Here is a 24,941-nt window from a genome sequence, read left to right as displayed (position 1 = left end):
TAAAAAAGTCAACTATTTTTTTTAAAGTTTGATCTCTGATTAGCAAGTTCAATAAACCAACTTATGTATTCTTTCGGACCATTTTTAAAAATTATGTCAAATTTCAAGTTGTCATGAACATCACTGATCCCTATTAAACCAGTTTTTTTTGTAGAGGGTCTTTCAACTTCACCAGAACTACTATCTACAAAAATTATCTTATTATTAATCCCAAATTCATTACCTAATATTTGTATTAATTCTAGAAAAGACCTGTCACTTCCTCCTCTTGAATAACTTTTTTCATCATTATTTTTTTTTGATGTGACTGTGTCACCAACTCCTACAATCAACGGCATATCTTCTTTTTGAATAGTTCTTTTGCATAAATCAATTTTTTCCGTAATAGAATTTGGAGAGTTTTTAAAATTAAAATTTCTTCCAAAAGGAGCTTTACCAGTTTTATCCGTAATAAATTTATTTAAAAGAAATAAAACTCCAGAATCTTTAACTGCTCCTTTAATAAGTAATTGTATGTCTGTTGATCCGATATCATCTTGAGAAGAAAGTTTAATTGTTTCTCTACCATTTTTATTACCTAAATTTGGTGAAATATGAAGGAAAAATGAGTTTTTGAGGCCTTCGGATTCAGCTTTTAAAATGATTTCATTCATCATTTTTTCAAAACTAATTTGAATAAGCTTTCTTTTATGAGAATCTTCATGAACTAAATCAAATAGACTATTGAAATTAATAGTTGGCGAGAAGCGTGTTTCACATATTGATTTTACTGCGTGAAAATTGATATCCTCTTGGCTTAGTCCAGGAAAAATATTCTTAACTATATGATTAAATTTTGGTCTTATTAAACTAGGTACTTTAGATAAAAAACTTAGTTCTTTTTCTGAGACTCCTTCAAAACTTATTTCACCATTACTGTCTTGATACTCTACTCCACAGGCAGCTAAACCTCTTAAATATAGTTCTTTGTTTTTAGGCTCAGTAGTGCTCCTTAAACTTCTCTCTATTATTCTGTTAACTCCTCTTGGACCTTCATGTTCCCCGCAAGTTAATACAAAGAATTCCTCGGCAAATTTTTTTACTGCATAGATATATTTTGATTCTAATTCTCTAGTCATTGGATCTTTAACTAAAGGAATACAAACTCCGTCAATGTCTTGAATAAATAAGATATTTTTAGAAGAAATTAATTGTTTTTGTTCATTTAAATTACTTGCCATATTTTCCATATTTAAAATTATTTTTCTTTTAATTTCCACTTTCTCAGAAATTATAAATTAAAAAACTCAATATTTTCAATAAATAATTTGCTATGGTCAAAAATTGCTTTAATGTAGAAAAATGTTGGTATGGGTAAGAAATTAAAAAAATTATCAAGAATTTCCAAAAATGAAGAATAATTTCGTAGAAAACATCAAGGATGAAAAATATTTTTATTCATTGATTGAAGATATAGAGAATAGCAAAGTTGGTTTTTACAGTGTTGGTTTATATCCTGCATCACTAGCATACAACTGTGCTATGCATGGAAAATCAAATAATATTCTCTTGGCTCCTAGGGAAGATAGAGATTTGTTAGGTGCTTTCTCAAATGATGTTATTTCTGATATGGATAATGAGATTATTGAAAAGATTAAGAGAATGGGCAATTATTCTTCAGAGGGAAAAATAAAGTCTTTTGATTTAAAAGATCTTCTCTTGAAATGTGAGATAGTTATTCTTGCTTCAAATAGTAATCACATACAAGATGATGTTAAAAATGCTTTAGAACTCAGAAAAAATTTAAAAAGAGAAAATGTGGTTCTTGGCTGTCTAGTCGGTTCTTTTTGCATTGATAATAAAAATAAAAACCCTTTTATTCTTTGTAATAAATATCCAAATTTAGCTTTTTTTACAGGATTTCATCGTCACGGAGCTTTACGAAATCCTAATGATAGTTTCACTGCAAATTTCTGCCATCCTGATGCTCTAACAGCATTAATAGGAGCACGCATTTTGAATCAATTATCACCGAAAATTCAAGTTTCTCCTGGAGTTCACAATATTGAATGTCAATATATAAAATCAATAAAAAATATCTCATCAATATTTGCAGGTTTTGTAAATAACTTTCATTCCGATAAGCCAGGAATGCTGCCTACCATTAATACGATTTTGTTAACTCAATGTTTAGATCAGGCCGCATCAGTATCAATAAAAGTTAGAAAAGAAAATAAATTAGAGAATAAATATCTTTCATTAAAAGAACTTGGTTATGGTGAAGAAATAATTAGTGCAAGGGAGATAATTAACGATAAATTTTGTGAAAAAGGAGATTATACTTTTTCTCAATTAAATGCTGTTAAGGCTGATGTCTTAGGGAGTATGACTTTACCAACTGAAGGAAAACCAACAAGGAATTTTCAAGCAGGACAAGTTTTATCCGATATGCTTTTGCAACTCAACAGATGTCCAAAAGATGTCTCAGAATTCGTAAATTGGTGTAATAAATACTCTCTTAGTCAAGGAGGTTTAGAAGGTCTAAAATCTTTAAAATTTTGGCCAGACATTTATAAAGAATTCAAAATTAAAAATAACAATTGTTCAATGATTAATCTGATTTATTTATGCTTTAATGCTAATTCAGAAGAAAAAAAAGAAATTTATGAGGTTTTAATTAGTTCAGAAGAAATCACTAATTTTTGTCAAGAATCTGTGAAATCTGAATTATCTTTCGAACTAAATGAAAAATTAAAAGGAGATTATCTTTTTGATGACATTGAAAACTTTTATAAGAAATTATTTATTGACAAAGAGCAAAACGCCCTTAAAACAAATAAATATAATAATCAAAATTCTAAAAAAAATCCTAGTTATATCAATGTATTGAAAATTATTAATAAATATTTTAATAATTGATTATTTTTCTAATTTGCTAGAAAGTAAAGTTCTTAATTTATTTACTAATCTTGTTTGCAGGGTTAGAATTATTATGGTTTAAAAGGTTTTTTTTGAAAAAGGAATTAACTCATCGTTCTCATGAACTTAAAGCTCTTGGTTGGAATCAGGAAGACTTAACAAGATACGAAGATTTATGGGACTATAGTCAAAGATGGGGATTAATAAATTTAGAAAGAGAAGACAGACAGTTTTTAAAGAAGGCAGAAAAGTTACTCCCAAAGATCCAAAATAAAAAGATATCCGTTAAAAAAACTATTGAAGAAAAATCTTATTATCTATGGTTAAATTTTTACCTCGATGAAATTAATATTTTTAGTAATTCTAATCTTCAAAAAAATAAATATGGTGTTTGGACACTCTTAATTGAAGAGGAAATAAAACTTCTTAAGGAATTACAACCAGTTATGGGTCTTCCAGATACTTTAAAAGCTAAGAATCTATTCGAAAATAGAAAAGAGCTTATAAATAAAGCTTTTAGCGAATTTGATGCTAAGAACAATGATAAGTGTTTCAATTTTGATGAGGTTCTTAACAACTCTGAAAAAGATATAGGTAAGAATTGGAAATCAATTACTGAAAAAGATCCTGAGGCTAATAAAACTTTCCCAATAATTGATTCTGCCAATATTGAGAAACTCAGATCTGCGATAAAGGAGGATTTGAGTTTATATATGAAAGATAATTACCCATCATTAAAAAAGGATTTATAAATATTTATCTTTTTTTTGTTTTTTTTTTGAACTTTTTTAAGTTAAATAGATAATAGGATTATTTAAAAAATTTTGAGCAACCAAAAGTTCGAGACGCTTCAGTTACATGCAGGCCAAGTGCCTGATCCAACTACAAATTCTAGAGCAGTTCCCATTTATCAAACTAGTTCCTATGTTTTTGACAATGCCGAGCATGGCGCGAATCTTTTTGGATTAAAAGAATTTGGAAATATTTATACTCGACTTATGAATCCCACCACAGATGTCTTTGAAAAAAGGATGGCAGCTTTGGAGGGAGGTATGGCAGCACTTGCAACATCCTCAGGTCAAGCTGCTCAATTCCTGGCAATCGTGAACTGCATGACAGCAGGGGATAATTTTGTCTCTACATCTTTTTTATATGGTGGGACCTACAATCAATTTAAAGTACAATTTCCAAGATTAGGAATAGAAGTTAAATTTGCTGATGGTGATAGTATCGATAGTTTTAGAAATAAAATTGATGATAAAACCAAAGCAATATATGTTGAATCAATGGGAAATCCTAGGTTCAACATTCCAGATTTTGAGGGACTCTCTGCTTTGGCGAAGGAAAATGGAATTCCTCTAATAGTGGATAATACCCTTGGTGCTGGCGGTGCTTTAATAAGACCAATTGATTTTGGAGCCGATGTTGTTGTGGAAAGTGCAACGAAATGGATCGGTGGACATGGAACAAGCATCGGTGGGGTTATTGTTGATGCCGGAACCTTTGATTGGGGAAATGGTAAATTCCCACTAATGAGTGAGCCAAGCGCTGCTTATCATGGGCTCGTTCATTGGGATGCTTTTGGATTCGGTAGTGATATCTGCAAATCTTTGGGAGTACCTGATAACAGAAATATAGCTTTTGCTTTAAGAGCAAGACTTGAATGCCTTAGAGACTGGGGGTCAGCTCAAAGTCCTTTTAATTCTTTCTTGCTATTGCAGGGTTTGGAAACTCTAAGTTTAAGAATAGAAAGACAAACTTCTAATGCTCTTGAATTAGCAAAATGGTTAGATACTAATTCTAATGTAAGTAGTGTTAATTATCCTGGCCTAGAATCTGATCCATATTACTCTAGTGCCAAAAAATATACTACTGGAAGGGGAATGGGTTGCATGCTTATGTTCTCCCTAAATGGGGGTTATGAAAATGCAGTAAAATTTATTGATTCCTTAAAATTGGCGAGCCACCTTGCTAACGTGGGTGATTCAAAAACATTAGTAATTCATCCTGCTTCAACAACTCATCAGCAATTATCTGAAGAAGAACAATTATCTGCAGGTGTGACTCCTACAATGGTAAGAGTTTCTGTAGGAATCGAACATATTGATGATATAAAAGCAGATTTCGAACAAGCACTTTCACAAATCACATAGGAAAGGAGATTTATTGGCTTTAATAATTCCTAGTAACTATCACAAGATTAGTGATGTCGAGAAAAATCATATATCTTGGATAGAACCAGAATTGGCAAAAAGACAGGATATACGTCCTCTTAGGATTGGTATTTTAAATATCATGCCTCTTGGCAAACAGTATGAATTTAACTTACTACATCCACTTGGTTTATCTCCTCTTCAAATTGAGCCAGTTTGGATAAAGCTTAAAACTCACTCTTATAAAACATGGGATCTTAATCATCTAAATAATCTATACATAACTTGGGAAGAAGCAAATAATCCAGAACCGTTAGATGGAATCATTATTACTGGAGCACCTATTGAGCACCTAGCCTTTGAGGAGGTTAAGTATTGGGATGAATTTGTGAAAATTGTAAATGAAGCCAGAAATTCTTGTGCGAGTACTCTTGGATTATGTTGGGCTGGCTTTGCTCTGGCTTATTTGGCAGGGGTTGATAAGCAAGTTTTTGATAGGAAATTATTTGGGGTATTCCCTTTAAAAAGTCTTGTTCCTGGACACCCTTTGATGGGTACACAAGATGATGAATTTATTTGTCCTCAAAGTAGATTTGCTGGATTACCAGATTTGGAAATGGAGAAGGCCCAAAAAGAAGGGAAATTGAATTTGTTGGCATATGGAGAAAACGTTGGATATACAATATTTGAATCTAATGATCAAAAACAACTTATGCATTTAGGTCATCCTGAGTATACGGTGCATAGAATTATTAGTGAAATTGAAAGAGACAAAGAAAAGGGAGATGTTCCTCCACCTGAAAATTTTGATCTAAATAGTTCAAAAACAGCTTGGAGATCTCATAGGAATTTACTTTTTCAGCAATGGCTTTGGTTTTGTTATCAACAAGTTAGTCTTAATTAACTTTTTTCAATGAGCGCTTTCAATACCACCTAGTCTTTCAAATAGGTTAAGACTTTCTTTATTTAATCCTACAATTTCAACTTTAGATCCACCATTCTGGAATTTTCTAATAATTTGCTCAAGAGCAACAACGCCACTTTGATCCCAAATATGAGCTAAAGACATATCAATTACAATATTTTCTGGATGTTCATGAATATCAAATCCTTGTAAAAAATAAATTTTACTTACAAAAAATAATTGTCCTTTTACTTTATAGGTAGTTAAATTATTTTCTTTTGCTCTTGAGACAGTTATAACTTTTGCAACTTTTCTGCTGAAAAGAATTGCAGCTAATGCAACTCCTGCAATAACTCCAAGCGCAAGATTATGAGGTTTTGTAAGCATAGTAACTGAGAAAGTCATAAGCATGACTGCAGTATCGCTTTTAGGTATCTTTCTAATATTTTTTAATCCATTTATATCTGCTGTACTTATTGCGATCGTTATCATGATTGCTACTAAAGCAGCCATTGGGATTGCTCCAATCCAAGACTTCAAGAGGATAATCATAATTAGTAGAGATATACCTGAGGAGAGGGTTGATAATCTAGATTTACCACCATTCTCAGTATTCATAACAGATTGCCCAACCAAGGCACATCCTGCCATTCCACCAAATAAGGATGCCACAATATTTGCGATTCCCTGTCCTCTTGCTTCTTTATTTTTATTAGAACTTGTATCAGTTACATCGTCTAAAATGTCTTGAGTTAAAAAGGTTTCCATTAAACCTACGAGAGATATTGCAAGTGAAGTCGGTAAAATTATCCCTAATGTTTCAAGACTAAAAGGTACTTTCCCATTTTCTATTGATCCAAAAGGAAGAGAAATACTTGGCAATCCATCAGGTAATTTACCCAAATCGCTAACTGTTGGGACATCTAGATTAAAAAATATGCTTATAAGAGTAATTACTACTATTGCGATAAGTTGAGATGGGACTACTTTTGTGATTTTTGGAAGTCCATAGATAATTACTAATCCTAGGATTACAAGAATCCAAACTACTGGAATCTGAGAGTTAATTGGATATTGACTGATAGTTTGTTCAACTAATTCTTTTGATTCTTTAATCCCTATTCCTAACTGAGGTAGTTGTGCTTGAAATATTAAAAGTGCCAATGCATTTACAAATCCACTTAATACTCCTGTTGGAACGAATCGCATTTGGTAGGCAAGCCTTAAGTATCCCCAAAGAATTTGGAAAATTCCAGTTAATATTCCAGCTGCAATGAGATATGGGACTCCTAATCCAGGAGCTTGTGATTCTCCATAAGCAACAAGTCCAGTCATTAAAAGAGCTGTTGAACCTGTGGCTGAAGTGATCATCCCCCTTCTACCTCCAACAATGGCAATCGTTATAGATAGGCAAAATGCACCAAAAAGGCCAACTTTAGGATCTACACCAGCTATACCTGAAAAAGCAATTGCTTCTGGGATCATTGCAAAAGCTACAACTAAGCCAGAGAGAATATTTGACTTTGGATCATCTAACCAATTTTTAGATAAATATCTTGAGAAATTTGACATTTTAAGTTTCTTTATAATTAAGAAGTTACCTCATAGAGGAGGCAAAATACCTTGTGGGTCAAAAATATTCTTTAAAGTTTTCAATTCGGTCATTCTATTTCCAAAGGCTAATGTAATTTCTTCGTCATGAGAATTCAAATGATTATGCAATTGGGCTAAGTGAATATTCGGATAAAACCTTTTTAGCTTGCTCCATGATTTATAAATCCATTCCAGAGCGGCTTCTTTTTCTTGAAGATCATTTTTTTTCCATGATGCATATATCCATGGTTTCCAAGTACTTTTTCTATGAACAAAAAAGCTTGCTCCATGATTTAACTTTTTAGTTTTGCCACCTAATTGTTGAGAAGCAACATAACAGGAATTATTAGGTTTATTTTCCATTATTTCACTCAAACATTTTATAAAAATTGGGATATCATTTTTTAAATCTTCTCCAAGAAGACTAATTACCTCAGAATGGTTATTTGCATTCAGATCATATAAATTCAATTCCTTTGGAAAAAAATTAATTTTGTTAAAGTTTTCATAAAATTGTTTTTCTAGAGCAGGAAATTTGTCTAGAAGCATTAAGTTTTCTTCTGTTCTTTTATCCTCTAAATTATTAAGCTCAGCAAAAATATATATATAAATTTTTTGGGCATAAATCCATTGAAGACTAATATTTTCTGGAAATTCTTCTGATAGTTTTATTATTTCTGAAAGTTCATTTAGATTTACATATCCTTCAATAACCTTTATTGGATTAGATTGGATAGTCTTAAGTTCTATTTCAGTAATAATTGAAAAGAAGGGTGCTGCGCCTTTAATTGCTTCCCAAATCAATTGTTCTTTTGGATTTATTTGATTTTTTTTTAAAGAGATAAATGTGCCATTTCCCAAGAAACCTTTTATTGATTCAATATTATCAATAGCTAATCCGTATGCTCTACTGAGCGGGCTTACTCCACCAGTGAGTATATAGCCTGCTCCAGGAAGTTTAGAAAGTCCGATTGGAAAACTTCGATTATGTTTTTGTAAATGATTTACTAGATCCCCCATTATTACTCCACCTCCAATTGTCACTAAATTGGTTTTTCTATCTAGGTGAATTTTGTTGTAATTTTTTCTTAGATCAAGAGTTGTAAAACCATTTTTTGCACAGCTAGAGGTTGTACCTCCACTACATACGCAAAGGTGCTCGAATTCTACATTAGAATAATTATCCTCATAAAATAAGGACTCATCAACGTCATAAATTAATTTCTTTAATTTTGCATCTTTTGAGTTGATATTTGGAACTTCAAGTAAACTATTATTTTTCACTACATGATATTGTTCTTTACTATTATGGTATAAGTAATAACTTGATTTTGGATAATTTAGATTCGAAGTTAAATAATCAAGTCGCGATACTTATCTGTGGACACGGCAGTAGAAATAAACTAGCCATTACTGAATTTCAAGAATTAACTCAGTTTATCCAAAAAAGATATCCAAACTATTTGGTTGAATATGGTTTCTTGGAATTCGCTAAACCTTCACTTGTTGATGCTCTAGACAAATTAAGAGATCTTTCTATAAAAAAAGTAATTGCAATACCCGCAATGCTTTTTGCTGCTGGCCATGTGAAAAATGATATACCTAGCTTGCTTATGAATTATTCAAGTAAAACAGGTATTGAAATAATTTATGGAAGAGAATTAGGTATTAATAATTTAATGATTAGTGCAGCTTGTGAAAGAGTTAAAGATGTATTTAAACAAAATAATACACTCAAACCTGAAGAATCATTATTAGTTGTTGTTGGTAGAGGCTCTTCTGACCCAGATGCGAATTCCAATGTTTCAAAAATTACGAGAATGATCGTAGAAGGTATTGGTTTAGGGTGGGGGGAAACAGTTTTTTCTGGGGTAACTTTCCCTCTAGTTGAACCTGGCTTGAAAAATGTTGCGAGACTTGGTTATAAAAATATAATTATTTTCCCTTATTTCCTTTTCTCAGGTGTCCTTGTCACAAGAATAAAAAGGCAAAGTGATTTAGTTGCTATTAATAATCCAAATATTTCATTTATACATGCAAAATATCTTTCGTCACAGTCTTATGTGGTCGACACTTTTGTTGAAAGGATTGAAGAGATTCTTAATAACGAAGGTAATAATTTTATGAATTGCTCAACCTGTAAATATAGGTCAAATTTATTTGGCTTTGAAAAAGAAGTTGGAATGGTACAAGAAAGTCATCATGACCATGTAGAGGGCTTGGGTATCAGTTGTGATTTATGTGATCCTGAATGTAATGGTGCTTGTGAAATACAAAATCAAATACCAACTCATAACCAAGAAAAATCAAACTCGGGAGGAGGAGATTACTTGGAACATGAACATGTGGAGGCTCATCAACATGAACATAATCACCATCACCATCACCATAGTATTTATCCAAACTCAAAACATCCTTTAGGACCTGTCACGCTTCGCTTGCCTAATAAAGACTAAATCTTAAGAAAATCCGTTGAAAATCAATTAATCACCTGTCTCTTTCTCGACTTAGTCTTAATAGACTCAGTATATATAAGTATTCTTAATATAAATTCTTGAAAGTATTTTGGACTAGATTTTCCACAATTTAAAGGTTGTTTTCCACGTCCAAATCCACATTGAATTAGAAATGCCAGTATTTTTCAAAAAAAACTGGACATCAACATTATTATTGACTTTTCTTTAAGATTTATTCAATTTCCTTTTTTAAAAAGTAAATTTTTTAAAAACTAACTTATAACATGAGTCTCATTTGATAAATTGAAAAGTTTAAATGCAGATTTTTTTTGATTTTTTTAGAAATAAATATCATTATAGTTATGCAGAAAAATATAAATCTATGGATCAAATCAGCCAGTCAAATTTAACTGACAAGAAACTTGTCGAGTGCTCTCCAAATAAAGTCTCTTTAGAAACAGAGCTTTCAGAAACTCTTTATGACACTATGAAAGATTTCGTATTAAGTAACCCAACTTGGGATCAATATAAGCTTATAAATTCAGCATTAGCTACTTTTCTCGTTCAAAACGGATGTACAGATAATGCTGTCTCAGAAATTTATTTAAATCAATTATTTACACCATCTAAGTCTTTTTAATATTTAAGCAGGCTCTTCTACTCAAGGCCATCATCGTAAGTGTAGGGCTTTGCCAAGATGATGTGGGCCAACATGCTCCATCTAATACAAGTACATTCTTGCATCTCCATAATCTATTAAATTTATCAACTACGCTAGTTTCTTCATCTACCCCCATTGGTGCCCCCCCTACTTCATGAATGTAATATCCAGGAGGAGGAGGACTATCTGAAAGTGCGATCAAATTTTTTGTAAATAGACTCCCTAATGGGATATTCATTAGTTCATTAATATTTTTTATTTCTCCATTAGCAGCTGTGATTGATTTACGTATTGTGTTTTCCATATGTTTAGCCATATTTAATTCATTTTTGCTCCATTCGAATTCAATGTAGGGAATTGGGATACCCCATTCATCTGTTTTTCGTGAGAGAGAAACTGAGTTTTTCTCTCTAGGAAGGACTTCGCCATGGGCGATAAGAAAGCCAATGGATGTGTTTGTGTCTTTTTGCAAAAATTTAGGAATCCCTAATCGATCAATTGCCCCCCAGATTCCATAACCTCTATGGAAATTTATGTCGTCAATTTCTGGTAAATTTGAACCAAATGGAATAAAGAAGCTGCCTGCTCCAGAAAGATCGGGAGAATTATCTACTGGTTTATCTAAGTTTTTTGTTTTTGGGACTGAAAAAAATCTACAGATAGATATGTGATCCATGAGGTATTTGCCTAATTTTCCAGAATTATCTTTAAACCCTGAGGAATTTGTTTTATATTCTGAGTTGAGTAGTATTCTGAGTGTTGAAATTGTTGATGCGCAGAGAAAAATTAAATCACAATTCAATACTTCTTTTTGTCCATTTTCTAGGTTTACGATCGTTAGTTTTGAGGCAAGCTCTGTTGCCTTGTTAATCTCAAAAGACTCCACTAGGTAATTAGAGATTATTTGTACATTTCCAGTATCTAAAGCTTTTTTTAAAGAGCTTCCTAAGCTAGAGGACTTTGGCCATTTTTTTTCTTTTACTGATGAATTACGGTCAAATCCTCTTGATTGGATAAATGGATAGTTTAATTTTGATTTTACTTTGTTGCCAAAAACATTTTCGTTTTCTGTAAGAGGTATTTCTCCAATATATTTACCGTTTGGGACTTCTTTAATGTCATCTTTTCGTCCATAGATGCCGCAAAAATTTTCAATAAAATCATAGTGAGGGGATAGTTCATCGTATGAAATAGGCCAGTTTGGTCCGAATCCGTCTTTTTTAGCAGGATGAAAGTCTTCTGAGGAAAGTCTTAATGTTATGCCTCCCCAAGTTAATGATCTCCCCCCATATTGTTTACCTTGGGTCCAAAGAAATGGCTTTTTTGTTGGGAAGTCATAAGGATGCTTCAATTCATTTGAATATAAGTCAGGATTATTTTTCCAATAACCAGGATGTTGGCATTGATTGGCATGTTTTTTTGTTAAAACTCCTGATAATCTTTTGAATGTACTTTTTGGCTCATCATTACTAGCTTCATGCCTTTTAACTTGAGGCCCTGCTTCTATTACTAAAACTTTGATTCCTTGTTCTGCCAATGTAAGTGCTGCTATTCCTCCTGTAGCTCCAGAACCAACAACAATTGCATCATAAGGACTTATATCCAAAACCTAGTTCGTGATTTGTTATTTCAATAAATATAGCATTCAGTAAATAATTAATTTTTAGATTTCAGCTTAAGAAGTTAGAATTTATTGAAATACTACTCAAAAAATGAGATTTATAATTTTAATTGTTTTAATGATTGTTTTAACTCTCCCTTCTAGAAGCTTCGCTGCATTGGATTATGGTAAACAATCCTTAATTGGAGCTGATTTTTCTGGATCTGATCTAAAAGGAGCAACTTTCTATTTGACTGATTTACAAGATGCAAATTTATCAGATTGTGAGCTCCAAAATGCTACTCTTTATGGAGCAAAATTGAAAGATACTAATTTAAGTAACTCCAATTTAAGAGAAGTAACTTTAGACTCGGCTATTTTAGATGGAACAGATTTATCAAATACTAACTTAGAGGATTCATTTGCTTATAGTACACAGTTTGAAAATGTAAAGATACAAGGCGCAGACTTCACAAATGTTTTTTTGCCAAAAGATATTATTAGGAAATTTTGTGAGAGTGCCACTGGAACTAATCCAATTACCAATAGAGAAACTAGAGAAACTTTAGAGTGCGATTACATTTAAATTTATGCACATAAAAGTTCTTTTTTAATCTTTCTTTGTTTATAAAGTGATCTTCCAACAGGCCAACCTAAAGTAGATAAATGTTTCATTAAAGAACCTGAGTATTTGAAATAAAAATTGTTTGAATATTTTATGCCAAGTTCTTTTAGAGTGGTTAATAATAAACATAGATCTTTCTTTTTGCCTTTTTTCATATCCAGTAATATCAATGCTTCACTTGATAATTTTTTTTCTAGAACCTTATCATTTTCAGCAAAACCAACTTTAAGTGAATTAAATTCATCAGAATAAAGAGTATAAATTATTCCATCTTTGAATTTATCTTCAGAAGTATCTACATTAAATCTTGATGATATTAATGTTTTGTATCCTTTAATGATTTTTCTGTTATTCATAATTATTTGATTTCATCCTGAGCTAATTCGTATTTCTCCAATAGATTGTTTACTTCTGCTAGTGCAATCCTCTTTTGACAGGCCGAGTCATATCTATTTACTGCTACTGAAGGTATTGAACCTTTGCTTTTCATTTCCCTTATACCAGTTTCTAAACATTGAAAAGCAACACTTGATAGATCTCTTCCTTCTGCTGCGGCCCAAACTTTCAAAAGATAAGTAAGGTTTGATGGTACTGAGATCTGTACTTTGTTTGAATTTGAAGTGTTTAATGCAATATCATCGAGACTAATTTCTTTAGAGGAAATAGTTTCTTTAACCTTTTTCTTCAAAAATTTTACTTGGCTTACAGCGTCCTCTTTATTCTTTATTTTCTGCTCTATTTCAAATAACTCTTCTTCAGAATTAATTAAAGCTTCTAATGCCCATTTAGCATCATCTTTCGCAACAGCGGTTCTATCAAGCCATTCATCTCTTATTTTTGACCAATTACTAGGCATAAGCTTTATGCGATAATTTTATGATATATAAATCTGAATAGATTGTCTATACATTCTAAAGAGACTTAATATAGATTAAATAATTTTCTAATGTTATCTTTAATAATTCCTCATCTTAGAAATAATCTTTTAAAAGAATTGAAATTGCAGAATCTATTCAATATGAACTTAGAGATATTTTTTGTTAAATGAAAACGATATATTAGACTATTCAATCCTTTTAAATTTGGGTTATTTGTTTATTTAATTAAAGACTTCTGAGCTTTTAATCTCTTTCAATAAGTTCAATTTTATAACCATCAGGATCCTCAACAAAAGCCAAGACAGTAGTACTGTTTTTCATCGTTTTAGGTTTGGTTGTTATTTTACAACCATTTTTTTCCAATCCTTGGCAAATTAGATGAATATCTTTTACTCCAATAGCTATATGACCATATTTATCTCCAAGCTCATAGTCTTCAGACTTTTTGTCCCAGTTATAAGTTAATTCAATTACTGAGTTTTCTTTTTCTGAGCCATAACCAACAAATGCCAAAGTGAATTTTCCATGAGGGTAATCCTTTTTTCGCAATAAATTCATTCCTAATCTATTGACGTAGAAATCAATTGATTTATCTAAATCTCCAACCCTCAACATTGTATGTAGGATACGCATTTTGAATTATGAACCTGAATCAATTATCTAATATTTAATAACCATCTGCCAAAGTTGATTTTTTTGAAAGTAAGTCTTTTTATTAAGTTCAAAAAATTAGGTTAAAATATTAATACAAAATTTCAATAATATATTGAATCAGATATTCCAAAGACTCTCATCAGTATTTTTGTATACTTTGCCATTAAAGGCATCAATACCTTTTGGATATTATTTGTTCTATAAATATGCATTTTTAAAAATTCTTTTATTACTCACGTTCCCGATAGCAATAATTGAAAAATCTTTGCCTTTTGGTAGTTTTTTATTATTTATAATTTTGTTTGCTGGATTAGTAAGAAATCCAAATGTTCCCTATTTCGTAAGATATAACGCATGCCAAGCATTACTTATTGATATTGCTCTGATAATAATTTCATATCTCTTGAGAATATTTCCAATAGTTGAATTAGGCTCAATAATTTTTATATTTACACTATGTATTTTTATTTATTCGATTTCTCAATGTATTTTTGGAGTTGAACCTGAAATTCCCTTAATTAGTAAATCTGTAAGAATGCAAATTTAAAAATATTTATAGATTCACTGACTTTCTTCAGCACTCATTCAGAATAGATTCCCATCTTTGTTGACTAGCCTTTATTGCTTGCATTGGCGGATTAGCCCCCTCTATTTCAAAGGCTTTTATTAATGATTTATTAGCTAATAGGCCTAATCTTGCGGCCTCTCTTTGTCTAGAGCATACTTTTTTTCTTGATCCCTCTTTTAAACTATTTTCGATTTCTTTAAGAATCTGGCTAGCTTCATTCGATTTAGAATAGAAATCATTCATGTAAACATCAAGTGCGGTATCAGCAAAGATTTCAACTGGAGAGATTATTGTGACTATGCACACTATAAAACTTACAAATACAAATATTTTCATAAGAATCTTAAGTAAATTTTTTGTCCGATCTCTTCAATACTAAATAAAAGGTAATAACGCTAATTGTTCCAGATGGGCCTATTAAAACATGCCAAAATTGATCCCCACTAATTGAGAGCCTTGTGCCAAAGAAAGTCGTAAAAATAATACCAAATATTGGGTAAAGAATAAAAAGCCAGTCTTTAAAAACTCTTTGCCAATTTATAATTAAAAGTATACTTATTATTACTTGAAAAAGAAGAGTAATAGTTTTATCAAATAAAAAATATGAGATTATTGAACATAAAGAAATGCAAAAATTAGTTTTTTGAATAAATTTATTTTTTATAACTGATATTGATAAACATGTTAGACCTAAAGATAGGAAAGAATAAAATAACCAATTAAATAAAGAGGAGTGATCTATATAAATCCAAGATGTTTGGGTATGGTCTATCATTTCAGAAATCGAAGCCAATCCTAAAAAAATAAAACCGAAAGGTATCAATTTGTTCTTGCTTATATGATTGAATTTATTGATAGATCTAATACCTAATAATATCGGGATGATTGCCGCTTGAAAGTGGGCAAATAATAAAATTGAAAAAAACAAAATTAATTCTCAAACTTAATTCATCCTAATTTAAATACAAAAAAAGGTTCGGGTCACCTGAGTAAAGAAAGGTACCATTGCCCGATTACTATAATCAATATTGTAAGAACAAAAGGGAATGCAGGATACCGTGTTTGAAAATTAGCAGGTGGCCAAGGTGACCAAGATATTAATCTTCCTTGCGGTTCATTTGAAATAACCTTTTTTTTCGATTTTTTGGATATTAAAGTGTCTGTAGCAAATCCTTTACTCATAGAATAAATAAAAACTACTTTAACAAAGACGTACCAAAAAGGCGTTCATATTATTCAGTTGAACTTCAATTACTTTTTATTAGAACGGAGGGGGTGGGATTCGAACCCACGGTGCCCTTGCAGACACGCTAGTTTTCAAGACTAGAGCCTTAAACCACTCGACCACCCCTCCAGAGGCTATTTAGTTTTGTTGAACTTCAAAACTATAACATAAGAAATTTGTCATAGTCTATAAATTCAAAGATTAAAAATTTATTTCAAGAAACTTGTCTGAGAGAGGAATTTTATTTAAAAATGACGGGTTAAGTCGTTATAACAGTCAAATATTAGTCACATTTATTCCAAAAATTTAGGCCACAAAAAAAATCACCCAAAGTTGACATTTTGTTGAAATAAACCAAATAAGTTATTCCCAACTATGGCAGCGATTATCAAAACGAAGGCAACTATGGCGAAAAGAGCACTAACATCTTTTATGTCATAAGGAGCTTTAAATAAAGGTTTTTGGTCTGCCATTGTTATCTACTATATAAATGCAATTGAATCATATTATTTTAATGCTTGTGAGAAGTATTAAGTTATTGTTTAGTCTAAAAATGGATAATAAAAAAGCCACTAAAAGTGGCTTTTTCTTTTAATGGTTAAATAAACTAGCTTGTGTAAGCTTTTCCTCTGTAAGTTAGTTCATTGTGCTGCTTTTTAGCTGCTTCTTTATTCTGGACGTACTTTTGTCCTCTGTAAATTAGAGTCATTTTTTTAGCTCCGGTTTCGCTTAAGTCCCCGTTCCATGGCTTAAGTCGATTTGCAGCTTGCTATACGCAAGTTGAACGTTTTGGTAGCGGTTGCTACAAATTTATAATAACATCCATTGAAATTATTTGTCTAGGTTTTAAGAAAAAAAACTTAATATATTAATGATAGGTTAGGTTTATGATAAAAATATTTATTTTAATCATGGCTTAATTGCTTACAGGTTACATTTTGTTCGTTTTTGAGAAGTATTTTTTATTTAATGAACTTTTAAATGTAAAATTCTTAGGATTATAAAATTTGTTTTATGTTTTCTAGAAGCAAAAAACCTACAGTAAAAAAATCTGCAATAGTTGAAGAGACTCCATTATTTGCTCAATTATTACCATTCGCAAACAGAATGAATGATAAGGTCCAATTGGTAAATGCTTTGGCTTTTACTTTTATTATGGGATTCTCAATTTTTGGAATTGCTCTATGGAAACTATCAGGGCTGACCTAAATATTTAATTTTTGCAAAGCATCAATTTTTGATTCTTTGTTTTCAATTATGGTTATTAACCATCTAGAGGCTAGGCCTCTGGATATTGATCTATTTTTTAGAAATCTACATATATATACGTGTAGATTTTTTTCGTTTTTGGAGTTAAATTTTTTCTCAAATTCTAAGATATCCTCTTCAGATGTTCTTTTTCTTAGCTCATCTACCAATGCATGACTAGAGGAATCATTAAAAAAGTTCCCAATATTTAAGCTTAATGTCATAAATAATTTATGTCCTTATTTAAGAGGTAGCCATAAATTAAATTTTTAAAAACTAATTTATATTTTTTATTTACAAATTATTCAAAATTTAATCTTTTGGTTTAGCAAGAGGAAGCAAGCACTTATCTGAATCACAACCTGCTGGTCCTGCTTCAGATAGTTCTCCAACATCATATTTATTAAGAGCGTCAAAGAAATCGTTATTAACTTTCCTTTCTATTACTTTATTCTGCAATGATATATATTCCTCTTTAGTTATTGGTTCAAAGGGTAATCTCGGGAAAGTAGCGTTAGCACTAAATCTAGCTAGCAATGCTGCTGAAATATATCCCTCATTATTTTCTATTGCATTATGAATAGCTTTAGCTAAATCCTCGATTTCATTTTCTCTAAATTCTACGGTTGCAGAGGTATTATGCTCTGTGTAAAATTTCTGCACTTGCATATAAAAATCAAATTGAGCTAATGCTGAGAAATTATTGATGTCTATTTGGTCTGCGCCGTCTATATTTGCCCAACTAACTTCTGTAGGGATTTCAACTAACCATTCTGTACATCTTGGATCAAATGGATTATCGAGCAAGCAACCATTTTCATCTTTATCAGATTGAGATGGAACTACTGAGTAACCATAATCCATGCAAGCTAAAGCGATTGGGTCATTTTTCCTGAAAGTTATTCTTCTTATGAATCTTTGAGCCTTTGGAGGATGCCAACCTGGAGCTGCTCCAGTAAGAAGACTTTTAGTTCCAGCTGGCTGAACTGTTGTGCATCTATTTGGTCTCCTAAGATTATGCTTATCACAATATTCCCATACAGTTTCTTTTACTATTTTTCTCCAAGAATCTAAGAATTTAGCTTCCTTTTCTTTGAAAGCCTTCCCTTCTTCGCTATTTGGCCTTCCTGCTTCCCACCATTTCAACCATGGCGTCCCAAAGGCATGGACACAAAAATCAAATAATCCAGTGAAACTTACTCCTACGATAGGATCATATTCCCTACTTTTTCTGTAACGCTCAACTTCAAATTCATGATTAAGTAAGCATGCTACAGAAAGAGCGGCTGCTTTAAAAGCTTTTTTTTGCTCTTCAAAATTTCCTGGATCAATCTGATTTAAATGAACTTCAGCCAAATTGCAATGGAAATCATTTCCCAAGATCTCACCACAAGGGTTAAGTCCATATCGGCTCATCCTGTGGTCTAACTCTTCTTCTGAAAAAGGACCATAACTACTATTTATCCAATTTCTCGCTTCATCCTTGCCTTGTTCTGAGTAGATTTCAATAAATTCCTTTCTCAATTCATCATCTTTGAAAATATCTGCATTTGACCTTGCGATTGCTTCCGGAGCAAATTGAATGGCCCCCTCACCTGAATGGAATTGTTTTGTTACTGCATCCAAAACAGTTTGGTAAGTTGGTTTTGTATGGTAAACCCTAGTATGATTAGCCATTCTGAGAGCATCTTTTTCAGGATCTATTCTCCAATTACCATTCTCATCTTGACTCCATAAATTTTCTTTTGCTGATGCGGCTTCCTTATCATCTGAAGCAAATTGTCTCATTCCGGCACTTCTTCTTATATTCCCAGCAACTATGGTTACTGCAGCTTCATCAATTAATAAACAACACTCTACAGTACTTAATTTCCTACCAATTGCTTTTCCAAGAAGTGATGCGACTCTGGAGTAAAGATCTTTCAATTTGATAGGATTTGCCATACCTCCAAAACCTTTTAATGATTCTCCAGCAGGCCTAATATCTTTCAAATCAATGTAAACATCAATTTCTCTTTCAAGACTCTCGTTACTTGATGCCTCAAGAAGATATTTATAGCTATCTACCCATCCTCTTCTGCTGTCTCCAACTTTGATGTGAAGATCTTTTCCTTTAATTTCTAATGATGACTTTTCTTCTCTTTGATCTTTAGGAGTTATTCCAACTTCACTGACTGATTTAATATTTATTTTGTTAATTACCGTAGGTAGATTATTTATGAAATGAGGCTCAATTATTGCACCAGTTCCACATCCCATCATTGCTAAGTCCATCATTAATGCGAAGGCTTCCCAATCAATTAAGTTTGTTGAGGTGCAGTTGTATGCTCCTGAGAAATTTTGGTTCTTATTAATCCAAGGGGTTCCGCCTATCCATAACCATCTTCCTGAAGGTTGAGCTTTTTGGTTACTTTGCATCTCTCTCATTAAGATTAATTCTTCTTCAGAAAGTTTTCCTAATTCTTTTAGTCCCGATAAATTCCTTTCGCCTACTTCGCTCCAGTTCTCCCTTTTGCCAGTTGAAGTTTTTCTACTATAAGATCTGAAAAAAACTGGGTAAGCAGCTGGCGCAGTCTTCGGAAAATCATCTTTTTTAAGATTATTGGAATTGCTCTCTGAAGAAGCTTTATTTGGTGCAACAGTCACGATAAAAAAAAACGTATGTAAATAACCCGTAATGGAAGAATAACTCTACCTGTGGCGTCTGCAACTATTCTTACCACTATTTAACGGTTTGTGTAGAATTATGTTTAATATGAAATCTTTGTTTCAAGAAAGGATATGGAAAGAGTCCCCGAACCTGAATTAATGGAAGAAAAAGAGCAGGTCATTTCTTATGACGAAGCTGATTTTTCAGAAGGGGAAGTTAATCTAATTAATCAAATAAATCAATATCTTTTGAAAAAAAATATTTTTTTAGGTGAAAAAGATTTAATAGTTGATTTAGGATGTGGCCCAGGAAATATTTCTGAGAAGTTAGCAATAAAATGGCCTAATACTGCAGTTGTAGGAATAGATGGTTCTAAAGAGATGATTTTGAGAGCAGAATATAATAAAAGTATTTCTAATAATCAAAAAAAATTAAAAAATTTACGCTACATTTGTTCTGACATCAAAGATATTAGATCAAATAATTTTTTATTTAAAAAAAGAATTAGTTTACTTGTAAGCAACAGTTTGATTCATCACATTACCAATCTTGAGGATTTCTTCAACACAATAAGAAGTTTATCTAGTAATATCACTGTAAATTTTCACAAGGACTTAAAAAGGCCATTAGATGAAAAGTCTGCTTTAGAACTCAAAGCACAATGTTCAACTAAATATAATGAGATTTTAACTAATGATTATTATGCATCTTTAAGAGCTTCTTATACTTTTAAAGAGTTAAAAAATTTCACCTTAGAGAATGATCTATCTTCTTTAGATGTGTTTGAAGAAGGTGAAAATTATTTAATAGTCTATGGTAATGTTTAAGAACTAAGTGAAAGACCCTTATATTATATAAATGAGCTTAGGTACTAAAATTCTAAATAATAAAGAAATACTGGACGCGGTAAATAAAAGAAGAAATTTTGCTATTATTTCACATCCTGATGCTGGGAAAACGACTCTTACCGAGAAGCTTCTTTTGTATGGAGGTGCCATTCAACAGGCAGGAGCAGTAAAAGCTAGGGGTAATCAGAGAAAAGCCACCTCAGACTGGATGGAACTTGAGAAACAAAGAGGTATTTCTATTACATCAACTGTATTGCAATTTGAATATGAAAGATCAGTAATTAATCTATTAGATACACCGGGTCACCAAGATTTCTCCGAAGATACTTATAGAACATTAGCTGCTGCTGATAATGCAGTTATGTTGGAAGATGCTGCTAAAGGACTAGAACCTCAAACTAGAAAATTGTTTGAAGTTTGCAAGATGCGAAAAATACCAATATTTACTTTCATAAATAAAATGGATAGACCAGGAAGAGAGCCATTTTCTTTACTTGATGAAATTGAATCAGAACTTGGATTAAACACCCTACCCATAAACTGGCCAATTGGGAGTGGCGAGGAATTTAGAGGGGTTATTGATAGATTTTCAAGAGAGGTGATTTTATTTGATAAAGCAGTGAGAGGGAAACAATCGAATGAGAAAAGATTAAGTCTTGAAGATAAAGAGCTATCAAAATATGTAGAGAGAGATTTACTTGAAAACTCACTTGAAGAATTGGAGGTTCTTGATGAGGCAGGATCTAAATTTGAAAAAGAAAAAGTTTTTAATGGCTCTTTAACCCCAGTTTTTTTTGGATCTGCCATGACTAATTTTGGCGTAAGGCCATTTTTAGATAGTTTTTTAAAAATGGCACAAAAACCAACTTCAAGAAATAGTAATAAAGGGGATATTGAACCTGCAAGCGATGAATTTAGTGGGTTTGTTTTTAAGCTTCAGGCAAATATGGATCCAAAGCACAGAGATAGGGTTGCTTTTATAAGAGTTTGTAGTGGCAAATTTGAAAAGGACATGTCAGTTAAACATTCCAGAACTGGGAAGACAATTAGATTATCAAGACCTCAAAAAATATTTGGGCAGGATAGAGAAGTAGTTGATGATGCCTATCCTGGAGATGTTATTGGTTTAAATAATCCAGGGATGTTTTCTATTGGAGATACTCTTTATACGGGTGCTCATCTGGAATATGAGGGCATACCATCCTTTAGTCCTGAAATATTCAGCTGGCTAAGAAATCCAAATCCCTCAGCATTTAAAAACTTTAGAAAGGGAGTTAATGAACTTCGAGAAGAAGGTGCTGTTCAGATTCTTTATGACTTTGATGAGAGTAAAAGAGACCCTATACTCGCAGCAGTTGGTCAATTGCAGTTGGAAGTAGTAACTCACAGATTAAAAAGTGAATATGGTGTAGATGCAAATCTTGAAGCAATGCCATATCAATTGGCTAGATGGATTTCTGATGGATGGCCAGCCATTGAAAAACTAGGCAGAATATTCAACTGTAAAATAGTTAAAGATTGTTGGAATAGGCCAGTTATTCTTTTCAAAAATGAGTGGAATCTAAATCAGTTTGTTGAAGACAATAATCAATTAAATTTAAACAAAGTTGCGCCTGTTGTTAGTGGAGTCGAACCAATTGTTTTATAAAGTCTTAATGGATTATAAAATTAGTTAATCTGTTAGTATTAGTAAAAAATTTTGGATTCAAACAGTAATAAAAATAATAACGAAAAATCACCTTATGAAATTTTAGGTGTAAAAGAAGGTGCTGCTTTTGAGGATATTCAGAAGGCTAGAGATATTAAAGTTAAAGAGGCTGGTGAAGATTTAATTTTAAAAGCGAAAATAGAATCTTCCTTTGATCAATTACTCATGGGGAGTTTGAAAGCCAGGCAATCAGGAAATGTAAGCTATGAAGCTGTAAGTGCCTCAAAAAAAGAAAAACAACTTAATCAATTTACCAATAATAATTTCCCACTTCTTTCTAAGATAAAAAATTTAAATAATAACTCTAACAATTCAAGTCAGTATAGTCTGCCAAAAATAACTACCCCTTCATTTGATAATCTTTCAATAAAAATATCTGTTGGGTTATTATTTTTAATTTTGTTATTTATCAGTCCTGACTCTAATAATAGACTTTTACTCTCTATCTCAACATTAATACTTACCTATACTCAAATTAAATCGGGGAAAAGATTTATAGGTTCTCTGGGATGGAGTGTTACCTTTCTCTCGATAGGATTAATATTTGGTGGATTGCTTGAAAATAATTCTTTCATTCAGGAAGTATCAAACAACTCTTTATCAATACAAAAAATTCAAAGTATTCCGGCAATGGTTATTTTGTGGCTAGGCGTAATTTTTTTATGATTGATTTTCTATCATAGATTTAATTTCTTCATAATTTATAAGATATTTATTTTTACAAAATTCACAAACCAACTCTGCTTTGCCATCTTTCTTGAGGATGTCCTCTAACTCTTTCTTATCAAGCATTTTCATCGCATTTAAACTTCTTTGTTTGGAACACTTGCATTTAAAACTCACTTCTTGGGAACGAGCTTTTTCAGAGATTGATTTATCGTCAATATCGGGAAATATATTTCTAATTAACGAGAGAAGATTATCTTTTGACTTAAATAGGTCTTCGCTGAAAGAATTAATTTCTTTACATCTTTCTTCAAGTAGTGAGATTAGTAGTGGGTCAGTATCTTTTTTAGGTAGAACTTGAGCTAATAAGCCACCACTACAAATAACACTTTTATTCTGGATTTTTTCTCCAATAAATACAGCAGAGGGAGTTTGCTCTGAATGATATAAATATGAAGCTAAGTCTTCAGCAATATTTCCATTTACTAATTCAACAGTGCTTGTAAAGGGTTCTCCAAATCCACTATCTCTAATTACATTTAAATATCCTCTACCTAATGCTTTTGTAAAATCAAAAGAATATTTATTATTACCTTTTTTGACTAGGTCTAATTCTAAATTAGGATTCCCTACATAACCCCTAACTTTTCCGTCTCTACCTGCATCAACTAGTAATCCATTTAAAGGTCCGTCAGATCTAACTCTTAAAGTAACTCTCCCATGCATTATCTTCATCGAGCTTGCCAAAAGTAGTGAAGCACTAAATGCTCTGCCTAAGATACAGGTGGTTAAATAAGAAAGACCGTGTCTTTTTTTTGCTTCTAAAGAAGATTCTGTTGTTAAGACCGCAACTAATCTTATTCCTCCATTTGCTGCAGTAGCCCGAACTATCCTATCCTGCATGATTTTCTTTCATAAAATTTTTGATTTTCCCTTTTTTCAAGAATAATATCCTAGAGGGAATCCCCTCAAATAAGGCAGGTTCATGAGTAACAATAATAATTGTATTTTTATTTTTTAATTCAAGAATTAAACTCTTTACATCATTTCTCATTGAATAATCTAATCCAGCAGTTGGTTCATCAAGTAAAAGAATTGAGGGGTTTCTAAGTAGTTGAACTGCTACAGCTAATCGCCTTTGTTGTCCGCCACTTAGTTGTTCTGGTGGTTGGGTCAGATTAATTCTTTTCAAACCAACTTTATTTAAAACTATTTCTATATTTTTTTCTCTTAAAGATTTATGGCCTATTTTTAATTCTTTCCCAATGGTTGTACCAATAAAGTATCTTTCAGGAAATTGGAATACTACTCCACAAAACCATCTTCTTTGTCTAGAAGATAAAATTTTATTCTTCCATGTAATTTTTCCTTTTTGTGGATTTATTAATCCGCTTATTATTTCGAGTAGTGTTGTTTTCCCAGAACCACTATTGCCGCAAATTAAAATGATTTCATTTTCATGAACTTTTAAATTTAAATTGTCTATTATCTTTTTTTCACCAGTTTGGGGTTGATAAGATATTTCTTTTAAATCAAGCATTATTAATTAAGTTATAGGTATGAATTTGAATATACTAATAACTTACTTATAATAGCTTTAGATCTA

General features: G+C 31.7%; 28 protein-coding genes and 1 tRNA gene. 12 read left to right on the top strand and 17 right to left on the bottom strand.

Features of this window, described 5'->3' with window-relative positions; genetic code table 11:
- Positions 1-8 precede the first annotated feature (8 nt).
- On the bottom strand, positions 9-1,229 hold the full coding sequence (gene stpA, locus BS621_RS01480) for a glucosylglycerol 3-phosphatase (RefSeq protein WP_077142633.1): 1,221 nt from the start codon (positions 1,227-1,229) through the stop codon (positions 9-11).
- Positions 1,230-1,389: 160 nt separating this feature from the next.
- Between stpA and BS621_RS01475 the strand changes: the two genes are divergently transcribed.
- The 4 genes from BS621_RS01475 (at position 1,390) to BS621_RS01460 (ending at position 5,955) form a co-directional block, all read left to right on the top strand.
- Entirely contained in the window at positions 1,390-2,898 is a 1,509-nt protein-coding gene (locus BS621_RS01475; RefSeq protein WP_077141561.1) for a hypothetical protein, read from the top strand.
- Between the two features lie 92 nt (positions 2,899-2,990).
- Positions 2,991-3,650, top strand: a complete 660-nt coding sequence (locus tag BS621_RS01470) for a hypothetical protein (protein ID WP_077142632.1) — start codon at positions 2,991-2,993, stop codon at positions 3,648-3,650.
- Between the two features lie 72 nt (positions 3,651-3,722).
- Positions 3,723-5,051: an O-acetylhomoserine aminocarboxypropyltransferase/cysteine synthase family protein gene (locus BS621_RS01465; protein WP_025945833.1), complete on the top strand. Its 1,329-nt coding sequence runs from the start codon at positions 3,723-3,725 to the stop codon at positions 5,049-5,051.
- A 13-nt stretch (positions 5,052-5,064) separates the two neighbouring features.
- On the top strand, positions 5,065-5,955 hold the full coding sequence (locus BS621_RS01460) for a homoserine O-succinyltransferase (protein WP_025888005.1): 891 nt from the start codon (positions 5,065-5,067) through the stop codon (positions 5,953-5,955).
- Between the two features lie 6 nt (positions 5,956-5,961).
- Here BS621_RS01460 and BS621_RS01455 read toward each other — a convergent pair whose 3' ends face one another.
- Positions 5,962-7,527, bottom strand: a complete 1,566-nt coding sequence (locus tag BS621_RS01455) for a SulP family inorganic anion transporter (protein WP_032517670.1) — start codon at positions 7,525-7,527, stop codon at positions 5,962-5,964.
- Between the two features lie 30 nt (positions 7,528-7,557).
- Entirely contained in the window at positions 7,558-8,832 is a 1,275-nt protein-coding gene (locus BS621_RS01450; protein WP_077141560.1) for an FAD-binding protein, read from the bottom strand.
- 41 nt (positions 8,833-8,873) lie between these two features.
- Between BS621_RS01450 and BS621_RS01445 the strand changes: the two genes are divergently transcribed.
- Both BS621_RS01445 and BS621_RS01440 read left to right on the top strand, forming a co-directional pair.
- Entirely contained in the window at positions 8,874-10,004 is a 1,131-nt protein-coding gene (locus tag BS621_RS01445) for a sirohydrochlorin chelatase (protein WP_423246150.1), read from the top strand.
- 382 nt (positions 10,005-10,386) lie between these two features.
- On the top strand, positions 10,387-10,644 hold the full coding sequence (locus BS621_RS01440) for a DUF2811 domain-containing protein (RefSeq protein WP_025953651.1): 258 nt from the start codon (positions 10,387-10,389) through the stop codon (positions 10,642-10,644).
- Here the strand turns inward: BS621_RS01440 and BS621_RS01435 are convergent.
- Entirely contained in the window at positions 10,631-12,271 is a 1,641-nt protein-coding gene (locus tag BS621_RS01435; protein ID WP_077141559.1) for a GMC oxidoreductase, read from the bottom strand. The genes BS621_RS01440 and BS621_RS01435 overlap by 14 nt on opposite strands.
- A gap of 106 nt (positions 12,272-12,377) precedes the next feature.
- Between BS621_RS01435 and BS621_RS01430 the strand changes: the two genes are divergently transcribed.
- Positions 12,378-12,851, top strand: a complete 474-nt coding sequence (locus BS621_RS01430) for a pentapeptide repeat-containing protein (protein ID WP_077141558.1) — start codon at positions 12,378-12,380, stop codon at positions 12,849-12,851.
- A 2-nt stretch (positions 12,852-12,853) separates the two neighbouring features.
- On the opposite strand, the gene BS621_RS01425 is transcribed toward BS621_RS01430, so the two are convergent.
- The 3 genes from BS621_RS01425 to gloA all read right to left on the bottom strand — a co-directional run bounded on the left by BS621_RS01425 (position 12,854) and on the right by gloA (position 14,401).
- Positions 12,854-13,246, bottom strand: a complete 393-nt coding sequence (locus tag BS621_RS01425) for an LEM domain-containing protein (protein WP_077141557.1) — start codon at positions 13,244-13,246, stop codon at positions 12,854-12,856.
- A gap of 2 nt (positions 13,247-13,248) precedes the next feature.
- Entirely contained in the window at positions 13,249-13,746 is a 498-nt protein-coding gene (locus tag BS621_RS01420; protein ID WP_077141556.1) for a VHS domain-containing protein, read from the bottom strand.
- 265 nt (positions 13,747-14,011) lie between these two features.
- Positions 14,012-14,401: a lactoylglutathione lyase gene (gene gloA, locus BS621_RS01415; RefSeq protein WP_011862668.1), complete on the bottom strand. Its 390-nt coding sequence runs from the start codon at positions 14,399-14,401 to the stop codon at positions 14,012-14,014.
- 133 nt (positions 14,402-14,534) lie between these two features.
- On the opposite strand from gloA, the gene BS621_RS01410 reads away from it, so the two are divergent.
- The gene (locus tag BS621_RS01410) at positions 14,535-14,969 is read left to right on the top strand and encodes a Tic20 family protein (RefSeq protein ID WP_077141555.1); all 435 of its coding nucleotides are present in this window, start codon (positions 14,535-14,537) and stop codon (positions 14,967-14,969) included.
- 27 nt (positions 14,970-14,996) lie between these two features.
- On the opposite strand, the gene BS621_RS01405 is transcribed toward BS621_RS01410, so the two are convergent.
- The 6 genes from BS621_RS01405 to BS621_RS01385 all read right to left on the bottom strand — a co-directional run bounded on the left by BS621_RS01405 (position 14,997) and on the right by BS621_RS01385 (position 16,924).
- A complete protein-coding gene (locus tag BS621_RS01405; protein WP_077141554.1) occupies positions 14,997-15,326 on the bottom strand; it encodes a hypothetical protein in 330 nt (109 codons plus the stop codon).
- A gap of 7 nt (positions 15,327-15,333) precedes the next feature.
- Positions 15,334-15,918 (bottom strand): hypothetical protein, encoded by a 585-nt coding sequence (locus BS621_RS01400; RefSeq protein WP_077141553.1) that lies wholly within the window; start codon positions 15,916-15,918, stop codon positions 15,334-15,336.
- Positions 15,919-15,971: 53 nt separating this feature from the next.
- Positions 15,972-16,172, bottom strand: coding sequence for a hypothetical protein (locus BS621_RS01395; protein ID WP_077141552.1), 201 nt, complete (start codon positions 16,170-16,172; stop codon positions 15,972-15,974).
- An 85-nt stretch (positions 16,173-16,257) separates the two neighbouring features.
- A tRNA-Ser gene (locus BS621_RS01390) sits at positions 16,258-16,344 on the bottom strand.
- 194 nt (positions 16,345-16,538) lie between these two features.
- The gene (locus BS621_RS09380; protein WP_011818161.1) at positions 16,539-16,688 is read right to left on the bottom strand and encodes a hypothetical protein; all 150 of its coding nucleotides are present in this window, start codon (positions 16,686-16,688) and stop codon (positions 16,539-16,541) included.
- A 134-nt stretch (positions 16,689-16,822) separates the two neighbouring features.
- Positions 16,823-16,924: a DUF4278 domain-containing protein gene (locus BS621_RS01385; RefSeq protein WP_011862700.1), complete on the bottom strand. Its 102-nt coding sequence runs from the start codon at positions 16,922-16,924 to the stop codon at positions 16,823-16,825.
- A 305-nt stretch (positions 16,925-17,229) separates the two neighbouring features.
- On the opposite strand from BS621_RS01385, the gene BS621_RS01380 reads away from it, so the two are divergent.
- Positions 17,230-17,424: a hypothetical protein gene (locus BS621_RS01380; RefSeq protein WP_011818162.1), complete on the top strand. Its 195-nt coding sequence runs from the start codon at positions 17,230-17,232 to the stop codon at positions 17,422-17,424.
- Here BS621_RS01380 and BS621_RS01375 read toward each other — a convergent pair.
- Positions 17,421-17,687, bottom strand: coding sequence for an RNA recognition motif-containing protein (locus BS621_RS01375; RefSeq protein WP_077141551.1), 267 nt, complete (start codon positions 17,685-17,687; stop codon positions 17,421-17,423). The genes BS621_RS01380 and BS621_RS01375 overlap by 4 nt on opposite strands.
- Before the next feature lie 88 nt (positions 17,688-17,775).
- Positions 17,776-20,109, bottom strand: coding sequence for a ribonucleoside-triphosphate reductase, adenosylcobalamin-dependent (nrdJ, locus tag BS621_RS01370; RefSeq protein WP_077141550.1), 2,334 nt, complete (start codon positions 20,107-20,109; stop codon positions 17,776-17,778).
- Positions 20,110-20,244: 135 nt separating this feature from the next.
- Here nrdJ and BS621_RS01365 point away from each other — a divergent pair, with 135 nt between their 5' ends.
- Genes BS621_RS01365 through BS621_RS01355 form a run of 3 tightly spaced genes read left to right on the top strand, consistent with a single transcriptional unit; the run spans position 20,245 to position 23,335 of the window.
- Positions 20,245-20,940: a class I SAM-dependent methyltransferase gene (locus BS621_RS01365; protein WP_077141549.1), complete on the top strand. Its 696-nt coding sequence runs from the start codon at positions 20,245-20,247 to the stop codon at positions 20,938-20,940.
- Positions 20,941-20,971: 31 nt separating this feature from the next.
- Complete coding sequence (locus BS621_RS01360; RefSeq protein ID WP_025934975.1) at positions 20,972-22,609, top strand: peptide chain release factor 3; 1,638 nt, start codon at positions 20,972-20,974, stop codon at positions 22,607-22,609.
- Positions 22,610-22,660: 51 nt separating this feature from the next.
- A complete protein-coding gene (locus BS621_RS01355) occupies positions 22,661-23,335 on the top strand; it encodes a CPP1-like family protein (RefSeq protein ID WP_077141548.1) in 675 nt (224 codons plus the stop codon).
- Here the strand turns inward: BS621_RS01355 and hslO are convergent.
- On the bottom strand, positions 23,330-24,238 hold the full coding sequence (hslO, locus tag BS621_RS01350; protein WP_077141547.1) for an Hsp33 family molecular chaperone HslO: 909 nt from the start codon (positions 24,236-24,238) through the stop codon (positions 23,330-23,332). The two genes, BS621_RS01355 and hslO, sit on opposite strands and share 6 nt — an antisense overlap.
- The gene (locus BS621_RS01345; RefSeq protein ID WP_077141546.1) at positions 24,228-24,875 is read right to left on the bottom strand and encodes an ABC transporter ATP-binding protein; all 648 of its coding nucleotides are present in this window, start codon (positions 24,873-24,875) and stop codon (positions 24,228-24,230) included. Before BS621_RS01345 ends, hslO begins: the two co-directional genes overlap by 11 nt.
- Positions 24,876-24,941: the final 66 nt, after the last annotated feature.

Origin of the sequence: Prochlorococcus sp. RS04, from assembly GCF_001989455.1 — a bacterium.
In the GTDB taxonomy this organism is placed as follows: domain Bacteria; phylum Cyanobacteriota; class Cyanobacteriia; order PCC-6307; family Cyanobiaceae; genus Prochlorococcus_A.
The sequence above is the reverse complement of the archived record's forward strand: the minus strand, read 5'-3'. Positions and strand labels throughout refer to the sequence as shown.